The 23,828-nt window shown below is 34.6% G+C and carries 17 protein-coding genes, 1 tRNA gene and 1 pseudogene; 15 read left to right on the top strand and 4 right to left on the bottom strand.

Annotation, left to right across the window (positions count from 1 at the left end; all coding sequences use genetic code 11):
* The first annotated feature begins 191 nt into the window (after nucleotides 1-191).
* Nucleotides 192-791 carry a BON domain-containing protein gene (locus tag ABWU65_RS03045; RefSeq protein ID WP_019236651.1) on the top strand — a complete coding sequence of 200 codons (600 nt, stop codon included), beginning with the start codon at nucleotides 192-194 and terminating at the stop codon, nucleotides 789-791.
* A 211-nt stretch (nucleotides 792-1,002) separates the two neighbouring features.
* On the opposite strand, the pseudogene ABWU65_RS03040 reads toward ABWU65_RS03045, so the two are convergent.
* Nucleotides 1,003-1,428: pseudogene (locus ABWU65_RS03040) on the bottom strand (transposase); the annotation flags it as partial.
* An 81-nt stretch (nucleotides 1,429-1,509) separates the two neighbouring features.
* Nucleotides 1,510-2,361 (bottom strand): peptide chain release factor N(5)-glutamine methyltransferase, encoded by an 852-nt coding sequence (gene prmC, locus ABWU65_RS03035; protein ID WP_019236648.1) that lies wholly within the window; start codon nucleotides 2,359-2,361, stop codon nucleotides 1,510-1,512.
* A gap of 433 nt (nucleotides 2,362-2,794) precedes the next feature.
* Between prmC and rpsL the strand changes: the two genes are divergently transcribed.
* The 12 genes from rpsL to ABWU65_RS02975 all read left to right on the top strand — a co-directional run bounded on the left by rpsL (nucleotide 2,795) and on the right by ABWU65_RS02975 (nucleotide 18,703).
* On the top strand, nucleotides 2,795-3,169 hold the full coding sequence (gene rpsL, locus ABWU65_RS03030; RefSeq protein WP_010406837.1) for a 30S ribosomal protein S12: 375 nt from the start codon (nucleotides 2,795-2,797) through the stop codon (nucleotides 3,167-3,169).
* A 6-nt stretch (nucleotides 3,170-3,175) separates the two neighbouring features.
* Nucleotides 3,176-3,652 carry a 30S ribosomal protein S7 gene (gene rpsG / locus ABWU65_RS03025; protein WP_006014699.1) on the top strand — a complete coding sequence of 159 codons (477 nt, stop codon included), beginning with the start codon at nucleotides 3,176-3,178 and terminating at the stop codon, nucleotides 3,650-3,652.
* A 21-nt stretch (nucleotides 3,653-3,673) separates the two neighbouring features.
* Complete coding sequence (fusA, locus tag ABWU65_RS03020) at nucleotides 3,674-5,749, top strand: elongation factor G (protein WP_006014698.1); 2,076 nt, start codon at nucleotides 3,674-3,676, stop codon at nucleotides 5,747-5,749.
* Nucleotides 5,750-5,761: 12 nt separating this feature from the next.
* Entirely contained in the window at nucleotides 5,762-6,934 is a 1,173-nt protein-coding gene (gene tuf / locus ABWU65_RS03015) for an elongation factor Tu (RefSeq protein ID WP_007301992.1), read from the top strand.
* Between the two features lie 12 nt (nucleotides 6,935-6,946).
* Nucleotides 6,947-7,019, top strand: a tRNA-Trp gene (locus ABWU65_RS03010).
* A 10-nt stretch (nucleotides 7,020-7,029) separates the two neighbouring features.
* Complete coding sequence (gene secE / locus ABWU65_RS03005; protein WP_012481857.1) at nucleotides 7,030-7,239, top strand: preprotein translocase subunit SecE; 210 nt, start codon at nucleotides 7,030-7,032, stop codon at nucleotides 7,237-7,239.
* On the top strand, nucleotides 7,229-8,065 hold the full coding sequence (nusG, locus tag ABWU65_RS03000; protein ID WP_010406831.1) for a transcription termination/antitermination protein NusG: 837 nt from the start codon (nucleotides 7,229-7,231) through the stop codon (nucleotides 8,063-8,065). The genes secE and nusG overlap by 11 nt, the downstream gene beginning before the upstream one ends.
* 2 nt (nucleotides 8,066-8,067) lie before the next feature.
* Nucleotides 8,068-8,508, top strand: a complete 441-nt coding sequence (locus ABWU65_RS02995; protein ID WP_010406829.1) for a 50S ribosomal protein L11 — start codon at nucleotides 8,068-8,070, stop codon at nucleotides 8,506-8,508.
* A 4-nt stretch (nucleotides 8,509-8,512) separates the two neighbouring features.
* Entirely contained in the window at nucleotides 8,513-9,166 is a 654-nt protein-coding gene (gene rplA / locus ABWU65_RS02990; RefSeq protein ID WP_019236646.1) for a 50S ribosomal protein L1, read from the top strand.
* Nucleotides 9,167-9,178: 12 nt separating this feature from the next.
* Nucleotides 9,179-9,697 carry a 50S ribosomal protein L10 gene (gene rplJ, locus ABWU65_RS02985; protein WP_007301987.1) on the top strand — a complete coding sequence of 173 codons (519 nt, stop codon included), beginning with the start codon at nucleotides 9,179-9,181 and terminating at the stop codon, nucleotides 9,695-9,697.
* Between the two features lie 26 nt (nucleotides 9,698-9,723).
* Entirely contained in the window at nucleotides 9,724-10,125 is a 402-nt protein-coding gene (gene rplL, locus ABWU65_RS02980) for a 50S ribosomal protein L7/L12 (protein WP_007301986.1), read from the top strand.
* Between the two features lie 58 nt (nucleotides 10,126-10,183).
* Nucleotides 10,184-18,703: a DNA-directed RNA polymerase subunit beta/beta' gene (locus ABWU65_RS02975; protein ID WP_353280284.1), complete on the top strand. Its 8,520-nt coding sequence runs from the start codon at nucleotides 10,184-10,186 to the stop codon at nucleotides 18,701-18,703.
* Between the two features lie 34 nt (nucleotides 18,704-18,737).
* Here the strand turns inward: ABWU65_RS02975 and dusB are convergent, their stop codons facing one another.
* Together dusB and ABWU65_RS02965 are read right to left on the bottom strand one after the other, a co-directional pair.
* On the bottom strand, nucleotides 18,738-19,688 hold the full coding sequence (gene dusB / locus ABWU65_RS02970) for a tRNA dihydrouridine synthase DusB (protein ID WP_010402373.1): 951 nt from the start codon (nucleotides 19,686-19,688) through the stop codon (nucleotides 18,738-18,740).
* A 7-nt stretch (nucleotides 19,689-19,695) separates the two neighbouring features.
* A complete protein-coding gene (locus tag ABWU65_RS02965) occupies nucleotides 19,696-20,823 on the bottom strand; it encodes a hypothetical protein (RefSeq protein ID WP_019236643.1) in 1,128 nt (375 codons plus the stop codon).
* A gap of 334 nt (nucleotides 20,824-21,157) precedes the next feature.
* On the opposite strand from ABWU65_RS02965, the gene serS reads away from it, so the two are divergent.
* Nucleotides 21,158-22,438 carry a serine--tRNA ligase gene (gene serS / locus ABWU65_RS02960; protein ID WP_264376964.1) on the top strand — a complete coding sequence of 427 codons (1,281 nt, stop codon included), beginning with the start codon at nucleotides 21,158-21,160 and terminating at the stop codon, nucleotides 22,436-22,438.
* Nucleotides 22,439-22,469: 31 nt separating this feature from the next.
* Complete coding sequence (gene purD, locus ABWU65_RS02955) at nucleotides 22,470-23,741, top strand: phosphoribosylamine--glycine ligase (RefSeq protein ID WP_353280283.1); 1,272 nt, start codon at nucleotides 22,470-22,472, stop codon at nucleotides 23,739-23,741.
* Nucleotides 23,742-23,828 lie beyond the last annotated feature (87 nt).

Genomic DNA, 23,828 nt, shown 5'->3' with positions numbered 1-23,828 from the left:
TAGTACCACAGACTGAACTTATAATACTGGTTAACTCCACTATGAGTCTAAGCCTAAATTACTTTAACTAACACTATTAAGATAAGTACTGTCTTAGAAATATTCAAGGCTTATTCAATTTATAGTATTTACACAATAAAAAAAGCTTATTAATATTCTTTAATTAAGGCTCTAAACTCTGGAAATTAATAATGAGATTAATAGCAAGCTTCTTACTCGCAATTTTTCTGATTACACAGAGTGGCTGTACGACTCTTGTAAGTGGTATAGTGGTAACAGCAACTGCAGCGGCTACAGCAATAACAATGCAAGATAAATCCTTGGGAAACATTATTGATGATACAACTATAGTAATAAGAATCAATAAGGGACTCTTAAAACACGGACTGTTCTCATCTATAAAAGTTAAAGTGAGTGAAGGAAGAGTATTACTCATTGGAAATGTTGATAATCATGAAAAGCAACTCACAGCAGAGAAAATAGCTTGGCAGCAAAAAGAGATTAAAGAAGTGATAAATGAAATAAGAGTCACACCAATTAAAATGACTTCTATGCTAGATGTTACTGTAGATGGTATGATAACAGCAGAGATAAGCACGAGGCTTCTGGGAAAAAGAAATATTAAATCAATTAATTATAGCGTTAATACAGTTGATAGAGTCGTTTATTTGATGGGTATAGCTCAAAATAAGGCGGAATTAAAAGCTGTAATAGCAATTGCAAGAAAAGTAAAAGGAGTAAAGCAAGTTGTAAGCTATGTGAGATATAGACATAGCAAATTGCGTCATTGATGAAAATTTACTTGAGTGTTAGTACCATGTAGCTAAGCCATAAAACTCCTTTACAAATTTCGTCAGTTCACTCTTATGGTATGTATAACAATGCTACAGAAAATAATATCATAGAATTCAATAGAATAATTCCTAGAAAATCTCTACATACTAAAAAAAGTAAAATGCTATTTAACACTCCCAAGCTTAAGAATAAATAGCAAACATCTATATCTCGTGCGATATGGCGTTTTATTCCTGAGATTTTTTTACCAGCGTCATAGCCTTTTTCTTCATCAGTGTCTGCGTTCTTTACACTCTGAGTGTCAATTATGCAAAAGCTGATTTTTTCTTTCCAAACATTGTTTTGTCGGACCACACTAACTATTTTTTTTAACATGCACTCCAAAATACTTTTTTTTATTTCCTTTTACTTTTTCACTCCATTTTTGAAATAATCATAACAATTGCGCTGTTTTGGGAAACTCTTTTGGTAGCATCCTCCACTGATAACCACTTTTTAGGGCGTACAACACTCCGCAAAATATATTCATACAAATCAAGTTTTCTTGGTTTTGTTTTTTCCACAAGACTCCAGATCTGGTGAAATAATCTCAAACTTCTCTCGACTTATGTCACTTGGGTATACACTCCTCATATATCCTAATTTATACACTCTATTTCTTACTTTATGCCTTTCTTGAGATTATGAACAGGTTCTTAGAAAGCTAGCGTTCTACTAGTCATGTTCTTTATCTTGCTTTACAACAATGCATCTTTTCATTCCAGCCAAGTCGTATACGTATTCCTGAAAAGCCAGTCCATATAAGGGTATTATTTTGTCAATATTGCTCTGATCTTCGCCTATTTCCAGTATCGCAAACCCATCTTTTTTAAGGCACTTTTTCAATATTGGAAAAATACTCAGGTAACAGCTCAATCCATCGATACCACCATCAAGAGCAATTCTTGGCTCTTTTTGCACTTCAGCTTGCAGATTTTTTAACTTACTTCTTTTAATATATGGAGGATTGCTTATTATAAGATCAAATAAATCTCTACATTCTGTCCACGAATTTGGAAATATTTTAGCTCTGTTGAGAAGATTATGTTTCTTTGTGTTCTGGCAGGTAATTTTGTATGCTTCCAGGCTTTTTTCAAAACCAACTCCAATAGCATATTCATACTCACTAAGTATGGAGATCAACAAACAGCCTGTGCCTGTGCCAAAATCTGCAATTTTTATTTTTTGCTTCTTATTTTGGTAATATTTTAACACTGTTGAAATTACTGTCTCACTATCTGGTCTTGGATCTAGAACATGTTGGTTAACTATAAAATTTTTACTCCAGAATTCACGATTACCTATTATTTGCGATATTGGATATCTTTCTGCTCTTTTTTTTGTTAATTTCCAGAATAGAAGCTCTTTGTTTCTTGGTACCTGATTGGTGTGATTCATGATTGTGAATGATCTTTCTACTCCAAGTACGTACTGCATGATGATTTCACAATCCAAATGTGGTGATTCAATTCTATGTGATGATAGTAGCTTTGACCCTTCTTTAATTAAAGCGCTGATTGTTTTCATTATTCTAAAAACGTGTTCCTTGTATGCAAGAACAGCAAAATTGAGTATAGAATTTTGAACTTAGGGTAGCTGCATTAAATCTAAGTGTCAAGAGTAGGATTGTAAAAATCATCTGGCTTTACTGGTAATTCGGTTAGTATTTTTGCATTAATGTTAGAAACTCTTGGCTCTATTATAAGGATTATTTTCTGCATATTCTTTGATAGCCATCACAGTATATTACTTGTTCCATATCTATATTAATTCGACCACAGCAAGTGATAATTTCTTAATATTAAAACCAATATGCGCTTTAGCATATAATTATCAGTAGCTTTCAAAGCAATTGGGCTGAGATTATTAGAGTAGTAATGTTTATTTTTATATTGACTATTGAGGTTTATTATTTTATAACTAAGACTTAGTTATTTTCAGAGTTTTAAATTTACAGTATATGCCTACGATAAATCAATTAATATGTAAGGGTAGATCAGGGTTAACTCGCAAGAAGAAGGTGCCAGCTTTGGGAAAATGCAATCCTCAAAGAAGGGGTGTTTGCACTAAGGTATATACTACAACTCCTAGAAAGCCTAACTCAGCACTACGTAAGGTAGCTAGAGTAAAGATTAGTGGATACGGTGAAGTGACGGCTTATATACCTGGCGAAGGTCATAATTTACAAGAGCATTCCGTTGTTTTAATACGTGGTGGGCGAGTTAAGGATTTGCCGGGTGTACGTTATCACATAATAAGAGGTGCTCTTGATCTACGTGGTGTGCAAAATCGAAAGAAAGCCCGTTCGAAATATGGTGTAAAGAAATCTGGTTAAAAATTTATGGCACGTCGTAATAAAGCAAAAAAAAGAACAAGCCCTGACTCTCGTTATGGTAGTGTCTTGCTTATGCGTTTTATTAATATAATTATGAAATGTGGTAAAAAGTCTATTGCAGAAAAGATTGCTTATAGTGCTTTGTCCTTAGCTGAAAAGAAAATAGGCAAAGATGCCTTATCAATTTTTGAAACAGCAGTAGAAAATGTTACCCCTTCTATAGAAGTACGCTCTCGGCGTATTGGTGGTGCAACTTATCAAGTCCCTGTTGAAATTCGTCAAGATAGAGCAATTTCTTTGGCATTAAGGTGGATTGCTAGAGCAACTTCTGCTGCTCGCAAAAAGAGTGGTAGAACTACTGTTTATTGTTTGCAGTCTGAAATATTAGATGCTTATAATAAATGTGGTGGTGCATTTAAGATGTGTGAAGAAAAGTATAAAATGGCTGAAGCTAATAAGGCATTTTCTCATCTTCGTTTTTAATATTAGCTGATTGATTGTGGTATGGAAGTTTTAATATCTAGGTATAGAAATATAGGAATAATGGCTCATATAGATGCTGGCAAGACCACCACAACAGAGCGTATTTTATTTTATACTGGTAAACAAAATAGGATTGGTGAAGTGCACGATGGTGCGGCTTCTATGGATTGGATGGAGCAAGAGAAGGAGCGTGGCATTACAATTACCTCTGCTGCAACAACATGTTTTTGGAATGATCATAGGATTAATATAATAGATACTCCTGGTCATGTTGATTTCACTATTGAGGTTGAGAGATCTTTGAGGGTTTTGGATGGTGCAGTTGCTGTATTTGATGGAGTTGCTGGAGTTGAGCCTCAGTCTGAAACGGTTTGGCGTCAAGCTGATAAATATACCGTTCCTCGTATCTGCTTTGTTAATAAAATGGATAGAATAGGGGCAAATTTTTATCGATGTATCGATATGATAAAAACGAAGCTTGGCGCATCACCTTTAGTTATTCAGTTGCCAATAGGAAGTGAGAAAGATTTTAAAGGCATAATCGATCTTATTTCTATGAAAGCTATTATATGGCAAGAAGAAACATTAGGCGCTAAATTTTCTTATGAAGATATTCCTTCTGATTTGCTTGATAAGGCTCAAGAGTATCGAAATCTTTTATTAGATGCTGCAGCTGAAATGGATGATGAGGCGATAAATACTTACTTTGAATCTAACGATCTGCCAATTGATTTGTTGAAAAAGTGTGTGAGAAGCGGGACCATTAAAGGAAAATTTGTCCCTGTATTATGTGGGTCAGCTTTTAAAAACAAAGGCGTGCAATCACTTTTAGATGGTGTGGTTGATTTTTTACCCTCTCCTATTGATGTTGATGTAATTATTGGAACTGATCCTAAAGATTCAGAAAAGAAAATTGAGATCAAACCTTCAGAAAAAGAGAAATTCGTTGCTCTTGCGTTTAAAGTGATGACGGATAAATTTGTAGGTAGCTTGACGTTTATTCGTATTTATTCCGGTAAGTTAAAATCTAAATCTGCTGTGTTAAATGCTGGAAAGAATGAGACTGAAGGAATTGGTAGAATGTTGCTTATGCATGCAAATAACAGAGAAGATATAAACGAAGCTAAAGTTGGTGATATAGTTGCCTTAGTTGGATTAAAGAAAACAATTACTGGTGATACTTTATGTTCATCTGATTTTCCTATACTATTAGAGCGTATGGAATTTCCTGATCCTGTTATTGAAATTGCTATAGAACCGAAAACCACCTCAGATCAGGAAAAATTAGGTGTTGCTTTGAATAGATTGGTTGCAGAAGATCCTTCTTTAAGGATGTCAGTAAATGCGGAGAGTGGGCAGACTATATTGAAAGGTATGGGTGAGCTGCATCTTGAGATTATTATTGATAGAATGAAGCGCGAGTTTAATGTTGAAGCTAACGTTGGTGCGCCTCAAGTTGCATATCGTGAAACTATCACTAAATCTGTTGAAATTGATTACACTCATAAAAAACAATCAGGTGGTGCTGGTCAGTTTGCTAAAGTTAAAATAAAATTCGAACCTCTTGAGCCTGGTTTTGGCTTTCAGTTTGAAAGTAAAATTGTAGGCGGTGCTATTCCAAAAGAGTATATACCTGGAGTGCAAAATGGCTTAGAGTTGATAAAAGAAGGTGGTATAATTTCTGGCTTTCCATTGATTGATTTTAAGGCTACTCTTCTTGATGGTGCTTTTCATGATGTTGATTCTAGTCCTTTGGCTTTTGAACTTGCTGCTAAAGGTGCTTTTAAGGAAATGGCAAATAAAGCTGGTCCAAAAATGCTAGAACCTATAATGAAAGTGGAAATCATTACTCCTGAAGAATATATGGGTGATGTTATGGGTGATATAAATAGTAGAAGAGGCAGTGTTGTTGATATGCTGGATTTAGGTAATAATAGCAAAATAATTACTGCTTCGGTTCCTCTTGCAAATATGTTTGGTTATATAAATGTTTTGCGTTCTATATCTCAGGGAAGAGCTCAGTATAGTATGCATTTTTCTTGTTATGAACAAGTGCCACAATATGTGGTTGATGAGTTAAAGTTAAAGTATAATTAAAGGTTAGTAATTATGACAGCGATAGTAGAAGCATTTGGAAAGCCGCATGTAAACGTGGGAACGATAGGACATGTGGATCATGGGAAGACAACGTTAACAGCGGCGATAACAAAGCATTATGGTAATTTTGTAGCATATGATCAAATAGATAAAGCGCCAGAAGAAAGAAAGAGAGGTATAACAATAGCAACAGCGCATGTTGAATATCAAACAGAAAAGAGACACTATGCACACGTTGATTGCCCTGGACATGCTGATTATGTAAAGAATATGATAGTAGGTGCAGCACAGATGGATGCAGCGATATTGGTAGTGTCAGGGGTTGATGGGCCGATGCCACAAACGAGAGAGCATATATTGCTGGCAAAACAGGTGGGTGTTGGATATATCGTGGTATATATAAATAAAGCTGATGTTGCTGATGCTGATATGATAGATTTGGTAGAGATGGAAGTGAGAGAGTTGCTGAGTAAGTATGGATTTCCAGGTGATGAAGTGCCTATGATAGTTGGGTCTGCGTTAAAAGCATTAGAGGATGATAGTAGTGAGTATGGAAAGAAATCAATAGATAAATTGATGGAGAAGTTAGATGAGTATGTGGCAGTACCTCCAAGGCCTATAGATTTGCCGTTTTTGTTGCCAATAGAAGATGTATTTTCAATATCGGGCCGAGGGACGGTAGTAACAGGAAGAATAGAGAAGGGGGAGATAAAGACAGGGGATGAGATAGAGATAATAGGTCTGAAAGCGACGCAAAAGACGATATGTACTGGTGTTGAGATGTTTAAGAAGTTGCTAGATAAGGGAAGTGCAGGACTCAATGTAGGAATACTACTAAGAGGAACAAAGAGAGAAGAAGTGGAGAGAGGGCAAGTATTGGCAAAACCAGGGACAATAACCCCGCATAAGAAATTTAATGCGGAGGTGTATATATTGAAGAAAGAAGAAGGAGGAAGGCATACACCATTTTTTGGAAATTATCAGCCACAGTTTTATTTAAGGACAACGGATGTAACTGGGAGCATAAAATTGCTAGATGGAAAGGAGATGGTAATGCCAGGGGACAATGTAAGTATAGAAGTGGAGTTGCAAGTACCAATAGCAATGGATAAAGGATTACGTTTTGCGATAAGAGAAGGTGGTAGAACTGTTGGTTCTGGCGTTGTTTCGGAAATTTTAGAGTAAACTTTGAATTATAGGAGTGTAGCTCAATTGGTAGAGCGCTGGTCTCCAAAACCAGAGGTTGTAGGTTCAATTCCTATCGCTCCTGCATTAATATTATGGTAGAAATGTTAAAAAACCTGTATGTTTTTTTTTGCGATATAAAGCAAGAAATAAGGAGAATTGCTTGGATAAAAAAACAGCAGGTATTGTCATCTTTGTTTATTGTAATAACTGTTATATTATGCTTTTCGATTTTCTTTTGCTTCGTAGATTTTATGTCTCTTTACGTAATTAAGACTTTATTTGGAATTATTTATGGAATATAAGTATAAATGGTATATCATTAAAGTCGATTACGGGTATGAGAAGGATATATGCGAGTTGGCAACCAATACTGTTTACTTTAAGGAGGTGTTTATTCCTTATCAGACAGTATGTGATGTAAAATCTGATATAAAAGAGTTATGTGAAGTATATATATGTATGCATCTGTGTGATGAAAGCAAAAATATTTTGAATCAAATGACTGGGTTTTGTGGTGATGAGTCTGGTCATTTTGAGATGATTTCAGATGATGAGGTAATTTTAAAACGTAAGGAATTTAATAGATATAAGTGGTACATTTTAAGAGTTGCCTCTAATTATGAAGAGAAAGTGCGCCAATATATATTAGAAAATTCTATGAGATTGAATATTAATAATTATTTTAATAGGGTTTTTATTCCTTGTGAAGAATTAAGTGAGATGGATTTAAAATCTAAAAAAAATGCTAAACGAAGGAAGTCCTTTCCTGGTTATGTCTTTTTATACATGAATTTATGCGATGAGGTATTAAATTTTATTAATAATATACCAAAATCTCTTAAGGTTTATGGATTTTTGAAAAATGGTAATGTTCCAAAGGTGATTGAGGATAATGAGATTCGCTCAATGTGTAGTGCGCTTTACAATGCTCAAGAAACGAAAAAGTTGAGTTATGGTTATGAGAAAGGTGAAAAAGTAAAAATTAATGATGGTCTTTTTCAAAATTTTACTGGTAAGGTAGATATGGTAAATGATGAGAAAAAAATTATTAATATTGAAGTATCAATCTTAGGTAAGCCAACAATAATAGAGCTTGATTTGGCTCAAGTAGAGAAAATAGAGGATTAATTATGAGTAATGTAGTTGCTAAGATTAACTTGCTTATGGAAGCTGGAAAAGCAGTTCCAGGACCGAAAATTGCTTCAGTACTTGGCCCGCGTGGTATACCTGTTCCTAAATTTTGTGAAGCTTTTAATAAAGCTACTAGCGCTGCTAACGCTAGTTATAAAGTAGGTGATTTAGTAACAGTGAGAATTTCCATAAAGGATGATCGCTCTCATGATTTTACTGTCAGCGGTCCGCCTGTGGCTTATTTGCTTAAGCAGGAAGCTAAATTAAGTAAAGGTTCTGGTAATTCTGGTAAAGAATTAGTGGCTAAATTATCTATGTCTGCTATCATTAAAGTGGCAAAGTGTAAGATGGTTGATATGAAAGTGGATAATGAAGATTCAGCAGTGAAGATGGTTATAGGCACTGCAAAATCTATGGGTATAGAAGTTGTGGAAGGTTAGGTAAATGAGTACATATAATGATGATTCTAAGCGGTGTTTGGAGAAGATTGTTGAGTCTGCTTCAGCAAAATTTAATGAATCAGTTGATATCGCAGTCAATTTAGGTGTAGATTCACGTAAATCTGAAGAGCAGGTGCGTGGTACAGTAGTGTTGCCTAAAGGTATCGGGAAGAATATTAAAGTAGCTGTTTTTGCTCAAGATAAACATTTATTAGAAGCTGAAAAAGCTGGTGCTGATATTACAGGAGGAGAAGATTTAATTGAAGAGATAAAAAAAGGTAGAAAGTTGAATGTTGATTGGTGCATCACTACTCCTGATTTCATGGCAAAAATCACTCCTATTGCAAAAGTATTGGGTGCTAAAGGGCTGATGCCTAACCCTAAATTTGGTACTGTGACTTCTAACATTGCGGAAGCTACTAAAACCATTAAGTCTGGTCAAATAAAATTCAGGACGGATAAAAATGGGGTTATTCATGGTAAATTAGGAAGTATTAAATTTGATATTGATGATTTGCTGGAAAATTTAAAAGCCTTTCTTAAAGTAATTAGAGACAATAAACCTGCTTCTGTGAAAGGAGTTTACTTTAAAAGCGTTTTTTTAAATTCAACTATGGGTAAAGCTCATAAAATAAACAAAGTAGAAGATATAATTTAAGGGAGCGAAATTGTGAAGCGTAAAGATAAGGATGAATTTATACAAAACATAATGAATGTGTTTGTAAATAATGATTTCTTAATATTGGTAAATTTCAAGTCTATGAATGTTAGCAATTCATTAATTCTTAGGAATAGTCTAAAATCTGTAATGGGTGGGATGTTAGTAGTTAAAAATACTCTAGCTTGCTTGGCTTTGGAAAGGACTGGTAAATTTTCTTATTTATCAGGTAAATTTTCTGGTTCTGTTGCTATTATATATTCTAGTGCTATAGTAGAAGCTGCAAAGTTAATAGTTGATTTTATTAATGCTAACAAAGAAAAAATGTCTGTGATTTGTGCGGCTCATATAAATGAATTGTTAACAGTGGAAGATGTTAACAAATTGGCTAAGCTTCCCTCTCTGGATGAATTGCGTGTTAAAATTATGCGTTTAATATCTTATGATATTCCTGCTCGGTTAGCATTGTCTATTAATTCATCTTCTATGAGGCTTATGAGAGTTTTGGATTACTATAGTTCTAAAAAATAAATTTGTTGTTAAATAAGGTGGTCAGTATGAATAATGTAACAAGTGATTTGGTTGATAAAATATTATCTTTAAATCTATTAGAAGCTTCTGAACTTGTAAAAGTTCTAGAAGAAAAAATAGGGTTGCCTAGTGGTTCTTTTCTTGGTGGAGCTGTTGGTGCTGGGGTGCCTATTAGTGATAATGCTAATGCTCCTGTTGCTCAAGAAAAAGCTGAATATAAAGTTGTAATCAAAGAGATTGATGCAAGCAAAAAAATAGGAGTGATTAAAGCTATTAGAGAAGTTAATTCTACATTGAATTTAAAAGAAGCGAAAGAATTAGTTGAGTCTTTACCCAAAGATTTGACTGCTAATGTTTCTAAAGACGAAGCAGAAAAAATAAAGCAAAAACTTATTGAAGCAGGAGCAACTAAAGTTGAGCTTGAATAAAATGTTAGTATATTAATTTTATGTTGATATAGCTCTTTTAATTAGTGAAGGTATTTTAATGGTTGATTCTTCTTATATGTGTGCTTCTAGTGCTTTTGTTCCTAGAGTTTCTTATTCCAGGTCGATTGATTTAAAAGATTCTTTGTTGGATTTGGTTAAAGTCCAAAAGGGGTCATATAATTCCTTTACTCCTAATAATGAGAGTAATGAAAGACTTGAAGCTATCTTTCATACAATTTTTCCAATATCTGATCCTTTGCATAGGGCTACTATCGAATTTTTGAATTGTAGGGTAGATGATCTTAAGTATAGTGAATCTGAATGTATAAAACGTGGTATAACTTTTTCTGCTCAGGTTATTGCTTCTATACGTCTTGTTATTATGCAGGATGGTGTTTCTCTTGAAAAATATCAAGAGATTAAAAAAGATGATGATCATTCTAAGCTTGCAACTGTTATAAAATCTGCTGAAGAGCAGGAGGTTCGCTTTTGTGAACTGCCTATGATGACTGATAAAGGTACTTTCATCATCAATGGCGTAGAGAAAGTTATCGTTTCACAAATGCATAGATCTCCTGGAGTGTTTTTTGATAGTGATAGGGGAAAAACTTACAATTCTGGCAAATTGATCTATTCTGCTAGAGTTATTCCTTATAGAGGTTCTTGGCTTGATATTGAGTTTGATGTTAAAGATCATTTGTATTTTCGTATTGATAGAAAGAGAAAGTTGCCAATATCAGTTTTATTAAAGGCTTTGGGCTTATCAAATAATGACATACTTAATAAATTTTATGAAAAAATAGAGTATATAAAACATAAAAGTGGCTGGAGAGTACCTTTTTCCCCTGATAAATTCAAGGGAGTGAGGCTTCCTTTTGATTTAAAGAATGTTGAAGGCAATGTGTTACTTAAAGCCAATGTTCGTATTACTTCAAAATTAGCTAAAAATCTATATGATAACGGATTGAAAGAGTATCTAATTCCTTATGATTCTATATGTGGTTTATTTCTTGCAGAAGATTTAATAGATAGTGCTAGTTCTACAAAAGTCTTATCTGCTGGTGAATCTATAAAATTAGAGGATATAAAAAAGCTTGAATTATTATCTATAGATAAAATATCAGTGTTGAACATAGATAATGTTTCTGTTGGACCTTACATATTAAACACACTTTTCTTAGATGAAAACATGTCTTATGAGAACGCTCTATATGAAATATATAAGGTTTTGCGTCCTGGTGAAGTTCCTATTTTAAAGATAGTAGAGGAGTTTTTTCGTAATCTTTTCTTCAGTTCGGAATATTATGATTTGTCTAACATTGGTAGATTAAAACTTAACTCTTGCCTTGGGTTAAATTATGAGGAAAATTTAACTACTTTAACACATGAAGACATTATTGAAATTATAAGAAAAATAGTATTGTTACGTGATGGTCAAGGATCTGTAGATGATATTGATCATTTAGCAAATAGAAGAGTCCGTTCAGTTGGAGAGTTTATAGAAAATCAATTTAGAACTGGATTATTAAAATTGGGACGGGCAGTAGTTGATTCTATGTCTACTTCTAGTTTAGATAAAGTCTCTCCATCTGATTTTATAAATCCAAAAGTGTTAACCAATGTCTTAAGAGATTTTTTCAACTCTTCCCAATTATCTCAATTTATGGATCAGACTAATCCATTATCTGAAATAACACATAAAAGAAGGTTGTCAGCGTTAGGTCCTGGTGGTTTAACAAGAGAGAGGGCGGGATTTGAAGTGCGTGATGTTCATCCAACTCATTACGGAAGAATTTGCCCTATTGAAACTCCTGAGGGGCAGAATATAGGCTTAATTAATAGCTTAGCTATATACGCTCGTATTAATAAATATGGGTTCATTGAAAGTCCTTATAGGAAAGTAGTTAATAAGGTTGTTACTGATCAAATTGAGTATCTGTCTGCTATAGATGAAGGTTTATATTATATAGCCGATACCAGCGCAAAGCTTGATGAGAACAACTGCTTTGTTGATGATATGTTATACTGTAGGTATGCTGGTACCTTTGTAATGGTAAATAGTAATCAAGTAAGTTACATTGATTTATCTCCTAAGCAGGTAATATCGGTTGCTGCTTCTTTAATTCCATTTTTAGAAAATGATGATGCTAATAGAGCGTTAATGGGTTCAAATATGCAGCGTCAAGCTGTACCTTTATTGAAGCCTACTGCTCCTTTGGTTGCTACTGGTATGGAATCTTTCGTAGCTTCTGGCTCTGGTGCTGTAGTTTTAGCAAAACGTGGTGGCATAGTTGACAGCTCAGATAGTAACTCTATAGTTATACGTGCTTTTGACAAAGGAGGAATTAACTACTTGGATGTAGATATTTATCATCTAAGAAAATTTCAGCGTTCTAACCATAATACTTGTATTAACCAGAAACCACTGGTGCATGTAGGTGATTGTGTTAAGGAAGGTGATGTGATAGCTGATGGTCCTGCTATTAATAACGGTGAATTGGCACTTGGCCAAAACTTGCTAGTCGCTTTTATGTCTTGGCAAGGTTATAATTTTGAAGACTCAATCATTATTTCTAGTGAAGTTGTTAAAAAAGATCTATTTACTTCTATTCATATAGAAGAATTTGAATGTGTTGTACATGACACTCCTTTAGGGTCGGAAAAAATAACTCGTGCCATACCCGGTGTTAATGAAGAAAATCTTTATCACTTGGATGATAGTGGTATAGTAAAGGTTGGTACAAGAGTTGGTCCAGGTTATATTTTGGTGGGGAAAGTTACACCTAAGCATTCTCTTTCATTGCCTCCTGAGACAAAATTGTTAATGACAATTTTTGGTGAAAAGTCATTTGATTGTGTGGATTCCTCTTTATATACATCTCCAGATATTGAAGGGATAGTGATTGATGTGCAGGTCTTTACACGCAGAGGGGAAGAAGAAAACGAAAGGGCGTTTCTTATTAAACAAAAAGAGGCAAACGACTTTGAGAAAGAACGAGACCATATAATCAATGTTATTAATCAATATTTCTATGATGAATTAAGAAAAATTCTTATTAATTCTGGCTCTCAAGATCGAGAAAGTATTAATTTTATTGAACGTGAGGGATGGTGGGATATAGGATTGAAAAACCAATCTATTTCTAAGCAAGTTGAGAGCTTAAAAAAAGATTTTGATGAAAAAGTATCACATGCGATAGCAAACTTTAAGCGAAAAGTAGAAAAATTGCATGAAGGCTATGATCTGCCTCAAGGTGTGTCGATGTCAGTAAAAGTTTTTATTGCTGTAAAACATAGTTTGCAGCCAGGGGATAAAATGGCTGGTAGACATGGAAATAAAGGTGTGATTTCTCGAGTTGTTCCAGTAGAAGATATGCCTTATTTAGAAGATGGTACTCCTATTGATATTATTCTTAACCCTCTTGGCGTTCCTTCGCGAATGAATGTAGGTCAAATATTGGAAACGCATGTAGGTTGGGCTTGTAAAAAATTAGGAGAAAAAGTAGGCAATATTCTTGATGAGATCAATAAAATCAAACGTGCTTTTTGTGAGGCAATTAGATCTCTCAGTGATGATGATTTTGAAAAATTTGCAGCATTATATCTTGATAATAAAAAATTTGAGGATATTAATGATGATGAAATAACGGCTTCTATTTTAGATACGCCTAATAAGGATGAATTAAATAATGAATTGACTACATTAGTAGAGAATTATTTCAACTCTTGTAAAGATGCACACAGTAGTTTACGTCACTTCCTGATTGAGGTTTATAGTTGTGGCAGTAATTTATCTATTTGTAATAACATTCGCGATATTAATGATAATCACCTCATTGAATTTGCGTATAAGTTGCGTGATGGCATTCCTGTTACTGCACCTGTATTTGAAGGTCCAAAAGATGAACAAATAGTAAAGCTATTTGAACTTGCTGGATTGGATAACTCTGGGCAAGTTGTATTATATGATGGTTGCTCGGGTGAGAAGTTTGATCGCAAAGTTACAGTTGGTTACATGTACATGCTTAAGTTGCATCACTTAGTAGATGGTAAAATTCATGCGCGTTCAGTAGGACCTTATAGCTTAGTTACTCAACAACCTCTTGGAGGAAAGTCTCATTTTGGTGGTCAGCGTTTTGGTGAAATGGAATGTTGGGCATTGCAAGCCTATGGTGCTGCTTACACTTTGCAGGAAATGTTAACTGTGAAGTCTGATGATATTAATGGCAGGGTTAAGATTTATGAATCGGTAATAAAAGGTGACAGTAACTTTGAATGTGGAATTCCTGAATCCTTTAATGTCATGATAAAAGAGTTGCGTTCCTTGTGTTTTAATGTGGATTTGAAGCAAAATGACATAGTAATTGAAGATATATCTCATACTAACATCGCGCAATCTTTTAATGAGGTTAGCATTTCCATTGCTAGCCCTGAAAGTATTAAACGTATGTCTTATGGAGAGATAACAGATGTTTCAACTGCAAACTACCGTACATTCAAAGTTGAGAAAGGTGGATTATTTTGTCCTAAAATTTTTGGTCCTGTCAATGATGATGAATGTTTATGTGGAAAGTACAAAAAAAGAAGACATAGGGGCCGTATATGCGAAAAATGTGGAGTAGAAGTTACATCTTCTAAAGTAAGAAGAGAAAGAATGGGTCATATAGAGCTTGCATCTCCTGTTGCTCATATATGGTTTTTGAAGTCACTTCCTTCAAGAATTGGAGCATTATTAGATATGTCTCTTAGAGATATCGAAAGTATTTTGTATAGTGATAATTATGTTGTAATAGATCCTCTTGTTTCCTCTTTTGAAAAAGGTGAAATTATTAGTGAGAAAGCTTATAATGAAGCTAAAGATAGCTATGGGGTCGATAGCTTTATAGCTATGCAAGGTGTTGAAGCTATAAGAGAATTGCTAATACGCCTTGATTTACATGAAATTAGGAAGAATTTAAGACAGGAGTTAGAGTCTGTTGCTTCTGAAATGAGAAGAAAGAAAATTATAAAGAGATTACGTATTGTTGAAAATTTTATCAAGTCTGGAAACAGACCTGAGTGGATGATACTTACAGCTATACCTATTTTACCACCTGACTTGCGTCCCTTGGTATCGCTTGAAAGTGGTCGACCTGCAGTTTCTGATTTAAATCATCATTATAGAACTATTATTAATCGAAATAATAGATTGAGAAAATTGTTAAGTTTAAATCCTCCTGAGATTATGATTCGTAATGAGAAAAGAATGTTACAAGAGGCAGTTGATTCTCTTTTTGATAATAGTCGTCGTAATGCTCTGGTAAATAAAGCTGGCGCTACTGGATATAAAAAGTCTATTAGCGATATGCTGAAAGGAAAGCAAGGTCGTTTCCGTCAGAATCTTTTAGGAAAAAGGGTAGATTATTCTGGACGTTCTGTAATAGTTGTTGGTCCAACTTTGAAACTAAATCAGTGTGGATTACCGAAAAGAATGGCTCTTGAGCTATTCAAGCCTTTTGTTTACTCAAGGCTTAAAATATATGGAATGGCTCCAACTATTAAATTTGCTAGTAAGTTAATAAGAGCAGAAAAGCCAGAAGTTTGGGATATGCTTGAAGAAGTAATAAAAGAGCATCCTGTTTTGCTAAATAGAGCGCCTACGCTACATAGGCTTGGTATTCAGGCTTTTGAGCCAGTCCTTATTGAAGGTAAAGCAATACAGCTTCATCCACTTGTTTGTACAGCATTTAACGCTGACTTTGATGGTGATCAAATGGCAGTACATGTGCCAATTTCATTGGAAGCTCAACTTGAAGCTAGAGTGTTGATGATGTCAATTAATAACGTTTTAAGTCCTTCTAATGGAAGACCGATTATAGTTCCTAGTAAAGATATAGTGCTTGGTATATACTACCTAACTTTACAGCAACTTAAGAAGGATGATTTACCACTTTTTTGTGCTTTTTGTGAAGTTGAGCATTCCTTAAACAACGGTACTCTGCATATTCATTCTCATATAAAGTACAAAATGGAACACATCAATAGCGATGGAAACATTCAGTATAAAACTATTTGTACAACTCCTGGACGTTTAATATTATGGCAGATTTTTCCTAAACATGAGAATCTAAGCTTCGATTTAATAAATCAGGTATTAACAGTTAAGGAAATAACTAGTATTGTTGATTTAGTATATCGTAGCTGCGGTCAAAGTGCTACAGTGGTATTTTCTGATAAATTGATGACACTTGGCTTTGAGTATGCTACATTTTCTGGTACTTCTTTTAGTCGTTGCGATATGGTCATACCTGAAACTAAAGCTACACACGTTGATTATACAAGGGGTGAAATTAAGAAATTTTCTGCACAGTATCAAGACGGACTAATCACTAAAAGTGAGAGGTATAATAAAGTTATAGATGAGTGGTCTAAGTGCACAGATATAATAGCGAATGATATGTTAAAAGCGATATCTCTGTATGATGAAAATAGTAAGTACAATTCAATATATATGATGGTTAGCTCCGGTGCAAGAGGTTCTACTTCCCAGATGAAGCAGTTAGCAGGAATGCGAGGGTTAATGACCAAACCTTCTGGTGAAATTATAGAAACACCTATAATTTCTAATTTTCGCGAAGGATTAAATGTATTTGAATACTTTAATTCTACTCACGGTGCGCGTAAAGGTTTAGCTGATACTGCACTTAAAACTGCAAACTCTGGATACTTAACTCGTCGCTTGGTTGATGTATCTCAAAATTGCATAGTTACAAAACATGACTGTAAAACGAAAAATGGCCTTATTGTAAGAGCTATAGTTGAAGGTAGTACTATAGTTGCATCTCTAGAGAGTGTTGTACTGGGTAGAACAGCTGCAAATGATATATATAACCCAGTAACCAAAGAGTTATTATTAAAAGCAGGGGAACTAATTGATGAAGGTAAAGTAAAGCAAATCAACATTGCAGGTCTTGATGTTATAAAAATTAGATCGCCTTTAACTTGTGAAATAAGTCCTGGTGTGTGTTCTTTGTGTTATGGAAGAGACCTTGCAACTGGTAAAATTGTTTCAATAGGTGAAGCAGTTGGTGTTATCGCTGCTCAATCTGTTGGAGAGCCAGGTACTCAGTTAACGATGCGTACTTTCCATATAGGTGGGGTAATGACTAGAGGTGTTGAATCCTCAAATATTATAGCTTCTATTAATGCTAGAATAAAATTAAACAATAGTAATATAATTATAGATAAAAACGGAAATAAAATTGTGATAAGCCGTTCCTGTGAAGTCGTTTTAATTGATAGCCTTGGTAGTGAAAAATTGAAGCACAGTGTGCCTTATGGTGCTAAACTTTATGTAAATGAGGGTGAGTTAGTAAAAATTGGTGATAAAGTTGCGGAATGGGATCCGTATACACTACCTATTATTACGGAAAAGAGTGGTACAATATCTTACCAGGATTTAAAAGATGGAATTTCAATCACTGAAGTGATGGATGAATCTACAGGGATATCAAATAGAGTAGTAAAAGATTGGAAATTGTACTCTGGTGTAGCTAATTTACGTCCTCGTATTGCACTGCTTGATGATAATGAAAAAGTAATAACACTTTCAAGTGGTGTGGAAGCATGTTACTTTATACCAGTTGGTGCAGTGCTTAATGTACAGGATGGCCAAAAGGTTCATGCAGGTGATGTTATCACAAGAACGCCGAGAGAGTCGGTTAGAACTCGTGATATTACTGGTGGCTTGCCTAAGGTTATAGAATTATTTGAAGCACGTCGTCCTAAAGAGCATGCTATCGTTAGTGAAATAGATGGCTATGTAATGTTCTCTGAAAAAGACCGTAGAGGAAAACGCAGTATAGTAATTAAACCTGTAGATAAGCAAGCTTCTCCAGTTGAGTATTTAGTATCAAGAAGTAAGCATGTAATAGTTAATGAAGGTGATTTTGTGCGTAAAGGTGATTTATTGATGGATGGCGATCCTGATCTTCATGATATTCTACGTGTGCTTGGGTTAGAAGCGTTAGCACACTATATGATTTCTGAAATACAGCAAGTTTATAGATTGCAAGGTGTGCGCATAGATAACAAGCATTTAGAAGTGATCTTAAAGCAAATGCTACAAAAAGTAGAAATTACCGATCCTGGTGATACTATGTACTTAATTGGAGAAAATATTGACAGGCTGGAAATTGATAGAGAAAATGATGCTATGAATAACTCTGGAAAACGACCTGCTCATTATCTTCCTATTCTGCAGGGAATTACTAGAGCAAGCCTTGAAACTAATTCCTTTATTTCTGCTGCCTCTTTCCAAGAAACAACAAAAGTACTTACGGAAGCAGCATTTTGCGGAAAGAGTGATCCTTTGAGTGGGTTAAAAGAAAATGTTATAGTAGGAAGGTTAATTCCTGCTGGTACGGGTCTGATTATGAATAAGGTGAAAGCACTTTCGCTTTGTGAAAATATAGATAAATATGAAAAATATTTTGATATTGAGACTTATGACGAAAAATTGCTGAGTGATAATAGTTATCAATTACATTCTGATGAAGAAGAGAGTGTGGTGGCATCGCACTATGATCAGTCAAATTGAATATATCTAATGAGGTAGTATGTTTAATCTGTTTTTAACTAAAAAAATCGATTATATTTTCTTTCACCTCTGTGCTGTCTATTATGTTATTTACTCTTACACGAAATTCAGATGAGTTTTGAAGCCCGCTACTGTACCATCCTATATGTTTGCGGGCCATCTTTATTCCTGTATCGCTTCCATAGTACTCAAGAATACTGTCATAATGCTTGAGTATTATGCTTAATCTCTCTGAGGCTGTTGGCTCAGAAACTTTATTTCCACTCAAAAAGTTTATTGCTTGATTAATCAGCCAAGGTTTGCCGTAAGCACCACGACCTATCATTACTCCATCTGCCCCAGATTCTTTAAGTGCACTTTGAACATCATTCAAACTCTTAATATCTCCATTTACTATAACTGGAATTTTTACCTGCTCTTTAACATTTCTAACGAATTTCCAATCTGCTTGACCATTATAAAGCTGTGCCCTTGTCCTTCCATGTACAGTAATCATCTTTGCTCCCAAATCTTCTGCAATTTTTGCCAAGCGCGGAGCATTACGATTTTCGTCATTCCATCCAGTACGCATTTTTACTGTAACTGGCACACTCACTGCCTTGACTACAGCTTCTATTATCTCAGCAGCCTTTTTTTCATCACGCATAAGTGCTGACCCTGCGTAACCGTTTACAACTTTTTTAACTGGACAACCAAAATTTATATCTATGATTTTTGCACCCATGCCCTCATTTAACTTTGCAGCTTCCGCCATAACATCAGGCTCACAACCAGCAAGTTGTACAGCGGTTAGTTCATCGACTTTTGCTTTTTGCATGCTCTGGCGAGTTTGCATGATCATAGCTCTGCTTGCAATCATTTCTGAGACTAGCAAACTTGCACCAAGTTTCTTTACAATACTCCTAAATGGATAGTCAGTCACTCCAGACATTGGTGCTAAAATAACTGGAGAATCAATCGTCAAACTTCCTATTTGTAGGGACATAGGCTTTCTAGTCGCTAGAAAATGCATTTTTAACACTATTACAAGCTGCTATTATAACATCTTGCACAAATGAATTTGCTTTCTCTATAAGAGAAGGCTCTACCTCTACCACCTCGCACCTCTCATAATGACCAGGCGTTAAGTATATCGTTTCTTGTTTTTTATCACCCCACAACTCGTCATTTAATTTATAACTCTCACGATTAAATATCTGATTTAGTTGATCATCATTTATCATTTGTAGATTTGGCTCAAACTTTTTTTGCTCCTCGCTGTTGTTATCTTTATAGTAAACATTAATTTCAATATTAGCTAAAGAAGCTAATATACTAATTTCTTCAATAAAAATAAAATAACTTTGACTTTTTATTGCTTCAAGATAAGCTTGATAGAGTTCAGGTTTGTTAAGGAATGATTGTGTAATAAATTCGCTATTATACTGGGTATTGTATTCATTTTCACCAAGGCCATAAAGAGCTTCTGCATATTCTTTTAAATTATGTATAGCTTGATCGCGTGATATATTAAGTTTACTAACAGCTTTACTCACTAACTTTTCTACATTATCTTCAGCATTTTTAATTTCCTTATTCATTTGTTCAACCAACTTCCTTATTTTATCAGACTTACCAGTTAAATCGCCTGGCTTATTTAAAAACATATTAAAAACCTTTTCTAGCTGCTCCTTTAAAGGAGTTGGCATACTTGAATCACCTAAAGATTTAAATTGACTTAAAAATTTGTTCCATTCCATTCTCATATCTTGTGCTCTTTCAGCCTTATATTGACCGGAGCTGCTATCACCAAACACTGCATGAAAAAAGCAGTTTCCATCACCTGTAGTATTATATCGAACAATTTTTGTTTGTTTAGGTTGCTCACTTTCTATTGAGCCCATACTCACACCACTATCTGTAGATGGAGAATAGGAATTTCTACGTACCCTCTGATCCGAATCATTTGTTTGTCTTGATATAGTATCTAGTCCACTATCCAGTGATTTACTTCTTGTGAATTTTTGCTCTTTTGGACTCTTTTCTTCCTTTACAGTTCCTTTTTCATCAACATAACCTTTTACCAAGTAAAATAAAGGTTCAATAACCATCTTGTATGTCGCTGCAAGCACTATTCCCATTAAGATCCAAGCTATAGGGTTGGAGATGAGCATAGCAAGTGGTAAGGTTAAGAGGAAAGATCCCATTATTAATCCCAAACAGCCAATGGTAAATGTAGTCGCCAAATATATACAAAAAGCGTAGACAGCAAATCTTCCACTAGCCTTAAGTTTAGTGAAGTGAGTACTCTCTTTAGATTTATTGTATCTTTCTATGATGGCTAACATATTATATTTTACGTTTATCAATTCTAGCAAATTATGAAGGTAAAATCAATATTAGCATTTATATGTAAAAATATTGAGCATTCAAAGCTTTTGAAGTAGAGTAATGATGTTAGTAATAGCACAACATATGCATGATATAGAACATATACGCAAAAACCCTAAAGGATTTGAAAAAGCAATAAAAAGCAGAGGGGTGAAAGAATTTACTACAGAAGAAATATTAGAGATTGACCATAAAAAAAGATCACTGACTACTAAATTGCAAGCTTTAAATAAGCAACGAAACGAGGTCACGGAAGAAATAAAGAGGCTTAAAATGAACAAAAGCCCATGTGAAGAACAAGTAAAGTTATCAAAAAGCATCACAAGTGAGATAGAGACAATCAGCCTCAAGGAGCAAACAGAAAAAAATAAGTTAGTGGATATTTTATCTAACTTACCAAATATTTCTGCACAAAATGTACCAACAGGTGAAGATGAGAGCTCCAACGTAGAAATCAGAAAATATGGAAAGAGAAGAAAATTTGATTTTACACCAAAATTTCATTATGAACTCGGAGAAAGGTTAGGCTTGATGGATTTTGAACAAGCAGCAAAAATTTCTGGATCAAGGTTTACAATACTAAAAGGACAGTTAGCTAAGCTTGGACGAGCATTAATAAATTTTATGCTGGAAACACATGTTAATGAATTTGGTTATACTGAAGTGCATCATCCAGTTTTAGTAAAGGATAGGGCGATGTATAATGTTGGTCAACTACCAAAATTTTTTGATGATTCATATTTAACTACCGATAAATTAAGATTAATTCCCACAAGTGAAGTAGTTTTAACAAATTTAGTTGCTGACAAAATAATAGAAGAAAAAGAACTGCCTATTCGTTTTACTGCATATTCAGAATGTTTTCGTAAAGAAGCTGGTAGCGCAGGACGAGATACAAGAGGTATGATAAGGCAACACCAATTTGGTAAAGTGGAGTTGGTAAGCATCACAACTGAAGACCAGTCAAATGATGAGCTTGAACGCATGACAAATGCTGCTGAGGAAATATTAAAAAAATTAGAACTACCGTATAGAATAATGCTGCTTTGTAGTGGTGATATGGGCTTTGCTGCACAAAAGACTTATGATATAGAGGTATGGTTACCTGAGCAAAATAAGTACAGAGAAATATCAAGCTGCTCAAATTGCGGTACGTTCCAGGCAAGAAGAATGAATACTAAATACTTCTTAGAAACTGACAGAAAAACAAAAAAATACGTTCACACTTTAAACGGCTCAGCTTTAGCCATAGGAAGAACAATTGTTGCCATAATGGAGAATTATCAAAATTCCGATGGGTCAGTTACAATACCAAACGTGTTGCAAAGATACATGAGTAATGATACTGTTATAAGCAAACAATAATTTTGACATATAGAAAAGCGAGGAAATAAAGATGAAGGTTCTGGTTATAGGTTCTGGTGGGCGTGAGCATGCTTTACTTTGGGCTTTAAAGAAGTCTCCTACCTTGACTAAGTTATATGTTACTCCTGGTCGCCCGGCCATGGAAAATTTTGGAGTTCTTGTGAATATAAATATTCAAGATTCAGTGGATGTTACACAATTTTGCAAGAAAGAAAATATAGAGCTAGTGATTATTGGTCCAGAGCAACCGATAATTAATGGACTTGCTGATGATTTAGCTGCAGAGGGAATAAATGTTTTTGCTCCAAGTCAAGCAGCTGCAAAACTTGAGGCATCAAAGTCTTTTACGAAGGAACTATGTAAACAGTATGGTATACCAACTGCAAAGTATGAGCGTTTTATTGATGAAAGGTTAGCTAAAAATTTTGTCCGTAGTAATAAAATAAAATTTCCGCTTGTAATTAAAGCAAATGGAATTGCAGCAGGGAAAGGCGTCATAATATGCCACACAGAAAATGAAGCTTTTTCAGCAATAGATTCAATGCTAGTGGAGAAAAATCTTGGTGAGTCAGGTGAAGAAATAATCATAGAAGAGTTTTTAATTGGAGAGGAAGTAAGTTTTTTTGCTCTTATTGATGGGTTGAAGGTAGTAACCCTTGGGTGTGCAAAAGATTACAAGAGAGTTGGTGAAAATAACGAGGGACAAAATACTGGAGGCATGGGGTCATACTCATCACCTTCGATTATAAGTAAGGAGATGGAGCAAAAAATTATCCAAAAAATAATATATCCTACAATTCAAGCACTGACTAACATGGGAACATCCTATAAAGGCGTACTCTTTGCTGGTTTAATGATTTGCAAAGATAGTCCAAAGCTTCTTGAGTATAATGTTAGGTTTGGGGATCCGGAAATACAATCTATTTTACCTAGACTTGATCCAAATTGTGATTTGTTAAAGTTGATGTTGTCAGTTGCAGAAGGCAAGTTAAATACAAAAATGGTGGAGTTTAATCACAAAACTACAGTTTGTGTAGTTGTTGCAAGTAAAGGCTATCCTGGTGATTATCAAAAAGGAGAGGTAATTAAAGGATTGGATAAAATTGAAAACATTCCTGGTGTGCTAGTTTTTCATGCTGGTACTAAGTTGGATGAAAGTGGTAATTGGATTTCCGATGGCGGAAGGGTGCTAAATATAGTAGGAGAAGGAAATACTGTGGAAGAAGCTAAAAGTAAAGTGTACTCAGCGTTAAATTTTCTAGAATGGTCAGGTGGGTTCTTCAGGTATGATATTGGTAGTTAATTTAGCTCATGCAGAAACGAAAAAAGTCACTTTGCAAGCAGTAAACTAAAGAAAAACATGATATCTGTTCAGATTCATGTGAAACCA

The organism is Wolbachia endosymbiont (group B) of Silvanus unidentatus, from assembly GCF_964028615.1.
Lineage (GTDB): Bacteria > Pseudomonadota > Alphaproteobacteria > Rickettsiales > Anaplasmataceae > Wolbachia.
The sequence above is the reverse complement of the archived record's forward strand: the minus strand, read 5'-3'. Positions and strand labels throughout refer to the sequence as shown.

Bases quoted from the DNA above. Each gene is read 5' to 3' on its own strand.
- ABWU65_RS03045 (WP_019236651.1), top strand. From the start codon at position 192: ATGAGATTAATAGCAAGCTTCTTACTCGCAATTTTTCTGATTACACAG.
- prmC (WP_019236648.1), bottom strand. From the start codon at position 2,361: ATGAAAACAATCAGCGCTTTAATTAAAGAAGGGTCAAAGCTACTATCA.
- rpsL (WP_010406837.1), top strand. From the start codon at position 2,795: ATGCCTACGATAAATCAATTAATATGTAAGGGTAGATCAGGGTTAACT.
- rpsG (WP_006014699.1), top strand. From the start codon at position 3,176: ATGGCACGTCGTAATAAAGCAAAAAAAAGAACAAGCCCTGACTCTCGT.
- fusA (WP_006014698.1), top strand. From the start codon at position 3,674: ATGGAAGTTTTAATATCTAGGTATAGAAATATAGGAATAATGGCTCAT.
- tuf (WP_007301992.1), top strand. From the start codon at position 5,762: ATGACAGCGATAGTAGAAGCATTTGGAAAGCCGCATGTAAACGTGGGA.
- secE (WP_012481857.1), top strand. From the start codon at position 7,030: ATGGTAGAAATGTTAAAAAACCTGTATGTTTTTTTTTGCGATATAAAG.
- nusG (WP_010406831.1), top strand. From the start codon at position 7,229: ATGGAATATAAGTATAAATGGTATATCATTAAAGTCGATTACGGGTAT.
- ABWU65_RS02995 (WP_010406829.1), top strand. From the start codon at position 8,068: ATGAGTAATGTAGTTGCTAAGATTAACTTGCTTATGGAAGCTGGAAAA.
- rplA (WP_019236646.1), top strand. From the start codon at position 8,513: ATGAGTACATATAATGATGATTCTAAGCGGTGTTTGGAGAAGATTGTT.
- rplL (WP_007301986.1), top strand. From the start codon at position 9,724: ATGAATAATGTAACAAGTGATTTGGTTGATAAAATATTATCTTTAAAT.
- ABWU65_RS02975 (WP_353280284.1), top strand. From the start codon at position 10,184: ATGGTTGATTCTTCTTATATGTGTGCTTCTAGTGCTTTTGTTCCTAGA.
- dusB (WP_010402373.1), bottom strand. From the start codon at position 19,688: ATGTCCCTACAAATAGGAAGTTTGACGATTGATTCTCCAGTTATTTTA.
- ABWU65_RS02965 (WP_019236643.1), bottom strand. From the start codon at position 20,823: ATGGGAATAGTGCTTGCAGCGACATACAAGATGGTTATTGAACCTTTA.
- serS (WP_264376964.1), top strand. From the start codon at position 21,158: ATGCATGATATAGAACATATACGCAAAAACCCTAAAGGATTTGAAAAA.
- purD (WP_353280283.1), top strand. From the start codon at position 22,470: ATGAAGGTTCTGGTTATAGGTTCTGGTGGGCGTGAGCATGCTTTACTT.